3 protein-coding genes are annotated in these 5,944 nt (G+C 37.7%); all 3 read right to left on the bottom strand.

Annotation, left to right across the window (positions count from 1 at the left end):
• Window positions 1–543: 543 nt before the first annotated feature.
• The 3 genes from secA to DFQ11_RS14380 all read right to left on the bottom strand — a co-directional run bounded on the left by secA (window position 544) and on the right by DFQ11_RS14380 (window position 5,219).
• Window positions 544–3,897 carry a preprotein translocase subunit SecA gene (gene secA / locus DFQ11_RS14390; RefSeq protein ID WP_110476582.1) on the bottom strand — a complete coding sequence of 1,118 codons (3,354 nt, stop codon included), beginning with the start codon at window positions 3,895–3,897 and terminating at the stop codon, window positions 544–546.
• A gap of 217 nt (window positions 3,898–4,114) precedes the next feature.
• Complete coding sequence (locus tag DFQ11_RS14385) at window positions 4,115–4,336, bottom strand: DUF2795 domain-containing protein (protein ID WP_008272287.1); 222 nt, start codon at window positions 4,334–4,336, stop codon at window positions 4,115–4,117.
• A gap of 307 nt (window positions 4,337–4,643) precedes the next feature.
• Window positions 4,644–5,219 carry a cob(I)yrinic acid a,c-diamide adenosyltransferase gene (locus tag DFQ11_RS14380; protein ID WP_110476581.1) on the bottom strand — a complete coding sequence of 192 codons (576 nt, stop codon included), beginning with the start codon at window positions 5,217–5,219 and terminating at the stop codon, window positions 4,644–4,646.
• Between the last annotated feature and the right edge of the window lie 725 nt (window positions 5,220–5,944).

Below are 5,944 nucleotides of genomic sequence, written 5' to 3'. Positions count from 1 at the left end.
AAGATAAAATTTTAAAAGTAAATTTTTTGCCTATGAATTTCAAAATCATTTTTCGGCTATCTAAAAGTTGAAAACACAAAATAATTTACAGTCCCTTAGAAACTTTAGACTAACGACTAACAACCCTTCACTTTTTACTTTTCACTCCCATTCCCTAATCCCTAATACCTAATACCTAATCCCTAATGCTTACAGCCTACAGCCTATCAACCAATCATCTCTTCACTTTTCACAGTAGCTCACTCACCAACTCACTGACTCACCAACTCACTGACTCACCAACTCACCAACTCACCACCGTCAGTTAGAATGTTTCAAGCGAGCCAGAAATGCATCTAGAACTATTGGAGCGATTCATCTATAACGCAGAGGTTCGCCGAGTGCTCATAGAGTTTCACAGTGGAGTACCTTGTAAGGTCTTTTTACCTCTTAGTGAGTGCTCAAAGTAACGTTGTGGATGAGAATAATAGGTATAAAAAAATCCTGATGGAATTCATCAGGATTTTTGAATGTATGATGTGTTAATTTGAAAGGTTTAATCACCTACTCAACAAGTACCCATTCACCTTTTTCAATTAAAGGAATAGCTTGTTTGTATTTTACTGTTTTGTTTTCTCCACTCATCACATGCTTAATTGTTACTTTATCATTACGACCAATTTTTGGTTGTTCTCTAACGATAGTTTCAACGACTTGTTGCTGTTGTTGTGTGTTTCCACCAGCAGCTCTGCTTTGAGACGAACGCTCATCTAAATTAGGAATCTCTTCTTTTTGAGTTTCTAATTTCTCTTGACGTCTTGCCTTTGCTTCTTGAATAGTATCTGCGGTTTCTTGAGGGATTTCACCTTTGAATAAGAATGAAATAACATCTTTATTCACTTGATCAATCATTGATTTAAATAGCTCAAACGATTCGAACTTATAAATTAATAAGGGATCTTTTTGCTCGTGAACGGCTAATTGAACCGACTGCTTTAATTCATCCATTTTACGTAAATGGGTTTTCCAAGCATCATCAACTATGGCTAATGTGATATTCTTTTCAAAATCATTAATCAGTTGTGTTCCTTTAGTTTCATATGCTTTCTCTAAATCGGTAACCACCTGAAGGTTTTTAACACCATCTGTAAATGGAACCACGATTCTTTTGAAACGATCACGTTGTGTATTGTACACATTTTCAATAACAGGGAATGCTAAATCGGCATTACGCTGCATTTTTTCACGATAGTGCTTAAAGGCGGCCTTATAAATGATGCCCGCAATTTCTTGAGCGCTCTTCTTACCGAATTCCGCTTCAGTAATAGGCGACTCCATTGAGAAATAACGAATCAATTCAAACTCAAAGTTCTTATAATCATTAGCATTCTTATTGTTTTCAGCAATACCTTCCGAAGTATCGAAAATCATATTGGCTAAATCGACTCTTAATCGCTCACCATGTAACGCATTCTTACGACGTTTGTAAACTACTTCACGTTGCGCATTCATAACGTCATCATATTCCAATAAACGCTTACGAACACCAAAGTTGTTTTCTTCAACTTTTTTCTGTGCACGTTCAATCGACTTAGAAATCATGGAATGCTGAATCACTTCCCCTTCTTTAAGTCCCATTCTGTCCATCATCTTGGCGATACGTTCACTACCAAATAAACGCATCAGGTTATCTTCTAAAGACACATAGAACTGTGAGCTTCCTGGATCTCCTTGACGACCAGCACGACCTCTTAACTGTCTGTCGACACGACGTGAATCATGACGTTCTGTACCAACGATGGCTAAACCACCAGCAGCTTTTACTTCTTCACTTAACTTAATATCGGTACCACGACCGGCCATGTTAGTAGCGATAGTTACTTGCCCAGCATTACCTGCTTGAGCTACAATATCTGCTTCTCTTTTATGTTGCTTCGCGTTTAAGACGTTATGTGGAATCTTACGAATACTTAACATCTTTCCTAAAAGCTCAGAAATTTCTACGTTAGTAGTACCAATAAGAACTGGTCTTCCGGCTTGAGACAAGGCTGTAACTTCGTCAATTACCGCGTTGTATTTTTCACGCTTAGTTTTATAAACTAAATCATCTCTATCATCTCTAGCGATAGGCTTATTTGTTGGAATTTCAACAACATCTAACTTGTAGATTTCCCAAAACTCACCAGCTTCAGTCACCGCAGTACCTGTCATACCAGATAGTTTGCGGTACATTCTAAAGTAATTTTGAAGAGTTACTGTTGCAAAGGTTTGCGTAGCCGCTTCAATTTTTACATTTTCTTTAGCTTCAATCGCTTGGTGTAGTCCGTCTGAATAACGACGACCATCCATAATACGACCAGTTTGCTCATCGACAATCATAACTTTATTGTCCATAACCACATACTGATTGTCTTTTTCAAACAATGCGTAAGCTTTCAATAATTGGTTTAGGGTATGAATACGTTCCGACTTAATACCGAAGTCTCTAAATAAATCTTCTTTAAGATTTGCTTCTTCTTCAGCAGGTAAGCCTTTAGCTTCAATCTTAGCGATTTCAGTTCCCATTTCTGGCATAACGAAGAAGTTAGGATCATCCTCACCAGAAAGGAATTCAACACCTTTATCTGTTAATTCAACTTGATTGTTTTTTTCATCAATAACATAATAGAGTTCTGCATCTACCTTAGGCATCTCTCTGTTGTTATCTTGCATGTAAAAGTTTTCCGTTTTCTGAAGAAGTTGTTTAATTCCTTCTTCACTTAAAAACTTAATTAAGGCCTTGTTTTTAGGAATACCTCTAAAAGCTCTTAATAATTGGAATCCACCTTCCTTAGTATCACCAGCGGCAATCAGTTTTTTAGCTTCAGCCAGAACGCCAACTAAATATTTACGTTGCACTTCTTCAATCTGCTGAACTTTAGGTTTAAGGGCATCGAATTCGTGCTCGTCACCTCTTGGTACAGGACCAGAAATAATTAATGGTGTACGTGCATCATCGACTAATACTGAATCGACCTCATCGACAATCGCGTAGTGATGTGGGCGTTGTACTAAATCGTCTGGCGAATGTGCCATATTATCACGTAAGTAATCGAAACCAAATTCGTTATTTGTTCCGTAGGTAATATCGGCATTATAAGCTTTACGACGAGCATCAGAGTTTGGTGTGTGGTAATCGATACAGTCGACACTCATCCCGTGGAATTGGAAGATTGGTGCCATCCAAGCACTATCACGTTTCGCTAAGTAATCGTTAACCGTTACTAAGTGAACCCCTTTTCCAGCTAAGGCATTTAAATACACAGGAAGGGTTGCCACAAGGGTTTTACCTTCACCGGTTTGCATCTCAGCAATTTTACCTTGGTGCATGGCTACACCACCAATTAACTGCACATCATAGTGAATCATGTCCCAAGTAATTGGCTTACCAGCAGCATCCCAAGAGTTCGCCCAAATCGCTTGGTCGCCTTCTAGGGTTACATAATCATGCGCTCCTGAGATTTCACGGTCAAAAGCATTGGCCGTTACTGGGATTTGTGTGTTATGAACAAAACGTTTTGCCGTTTCTTTAACTACAGCAAAAGCTTCAGGAAGAATATCGTTTAAAACACCTTCAGTTACCTCGTAGATTTCATCTTCGATCTTATCGACTTCAACATAGATGTCCTCACGTTCATCAATATCTTCAGTAACATCTGCTTTAGCTAAAAGCTCCTCTTTTTTAGCGTTTAGAGGCTGCCTTGCTTCGGCTATTTTAGCTTTAAACTCGGCTGTTTTAGCTCTAAGTTCGTCGTGAGATAAAGCTTCTAAAGCTTTCTCGAAGGTTTTAATTTTTTCTACAATGGGTTTAATAGCACCAACATCTTGTTTGGATTTATCTCCAACAAAGATTTTAAGTACTTTATCTAAAAAGGTCATATTATAATGTTTCTAACAGATTGATTTGTGTCAATCTTTGTTATTTTTTCAGTTCGTTTGTTTAAATGGCTAATATAAAAGACTAATCTTAATGCGTAAGCCTAGGTCGCCTTGATTTTTTAAACAAAATTTCTATTTCCGAATAAAAGCCTCCGAAAATAAAAAAAGTCTCTCAGTTATAATAACGCAAGAGACTTTTTTGTGATAATTTTATATGTTAATATTCATCCTCATTCCAGAGGTAATCTTCGTCCGTTGGGTAATCTGGCCAAATTTCTTCAATTGAGTCGTAAGAATCCCCTTCGTCTTCAATTGCTTGTAAATTTTCGACAACTTCTAAAGGTGCTCCTGTTCTAATTGCATAGTCAATAAGCTCGTCTTTCGTTGCAGGCCAAGGCGCATCACTTAAATAAGATGCTAATTCTAAAGTCCAGTACATATTTGCGTTGTAATTTAATTTTTTGCAAAAATAATTTTTTAGTTGAACAATCCAAGAAAAAATCAAATTAATTAATCATTAATAAAAAGAACGTTTGATTTTCAACTTTTAAATCGGACTAAATTTTGCAATTTTAATCCTAAACTTCTGTGATAAAAATGGTTACTAATTTGGATGAATTTATCGGAATTCTGCTCTGATAAATCATCTTGAATCGATTAATTTGGGTTGAAATGGTTCTCGAAACGATTCTCGTGTTCTTGAAGCATTCAAACTGACCTTAATCAAGTCGGATATTTCTGACCTGTTATGATTCTTTTTTAGGAATCCATTTTATCTCTTCAGCTTGCAAGTCATGTGACAACTTTCGTGCCAACACAAAAAGGTAGTCAGATAGTCTATTAATATACATTAAAGTTTCAGGTTGAAACGGTTCTAAATCGTTAAGATGCGAGGCTAAACGTTCCGCTCTACGGCATACGGTGCGTGCAATGTGACAGAATGACACGGTTTGGTGTCCGCCAGGTAAAACGAAATGCGTCATAGGAGGTAGGCTGTCTTCCATTTGGTCGATTTCCTTCTCTAAACGTTCGATATCTTCTGTGCTGATTTTCGGAATGTTTAAACGATCCTTGCCATTTTTTAAAGTCGCTTTTTCTGGATCGGTGGCTAATATGGCACCTACGGTAAATAGGCGATCTTGAATTTCCATCAGGGTATTTTTATACAGCGGATTGATCTCTTGATCTCTAATAAGTCCGATGTAGGAGTTCAGTTCGTCGATTGTGCCGTAGCTTTCAATTCTAATATGGTGTTTAGGAACACGAGTTCCACCGAAAAGCGCGGTTGTGCCTTTATCACCTGTTTTTGTATATACTTTCAAGATTTGATGTGTTTAAGTTGTTGCTCAAAGTTACGGATTTTGTGTGGTATGGGGAAGTGGTGGGTGCTAAAGTTTTGGGGGTGGTTGGGGAGTGAGATGGTGAGATGGTGAGGTGGTGAGGTGGTGAGATGGTGAGGCAGTGAGTTGGTGTGAAAAGTGAATAGTTAAAAGTGAAAAGTGAAAAGCGAAATGATAAAATGTTGTGTGTTCTCTGTTGTTAGTTGTGGGGTCTTAGTCAGTAGCTTTTATGTTCTAGTTTTTAGGAGTTCTCTGTGAAGCTTCGTGTTCTCTCTGCGAGTCTCTGTGATACAACTTCTAATCTAGCGTCTAGATTCTAGTTATTAGTGAGACAGTGAGACAGTGAGACGGTGAGATAGTGAGATAGTGAGATAGTGAGGTGTGAGTTAGTGTGAAAAGTGAAAAGTTAAAAGTGAAATGATAAAATGTTGTGTGTTCTCTGTTGTTAGTTGTGGGGTCTTAGTCAGTAGCTTTTATGTTCTAGTTTTTAGGAGTTCTCTGTGAAGCTTCGTGTTCTCTCTGCGAGTCTCTGTGATACAACTTCTAATCTAGCGTCTAGATTCTAGTTATTAGTGAGACAGTGAGACAGTGAGACGGTGAGATAGTGAGATAGTGAGATAGTGAGGTGTGAGTTAGTGTGAAAAGTGAAAAGTTAAAAGTGAAATGATAAAATGTTGTGTGTTCTCTGTTGTTAGTTGTGGGTTCTT

The organism is Winogradskyella epiphytica, from assembly GCF_003217215.1.
Lineage (GTDB): Bacteria > Bacteroidota > Bacteroidia > Flavobacteriales > Flavobacteriaceae > Winogradskyella > Winogradskyella epiphytica.
Note: the sequence above shows the minus strand (reverse complement) of the source record. Positions and strands in the feature narration are given on the sequence as shown.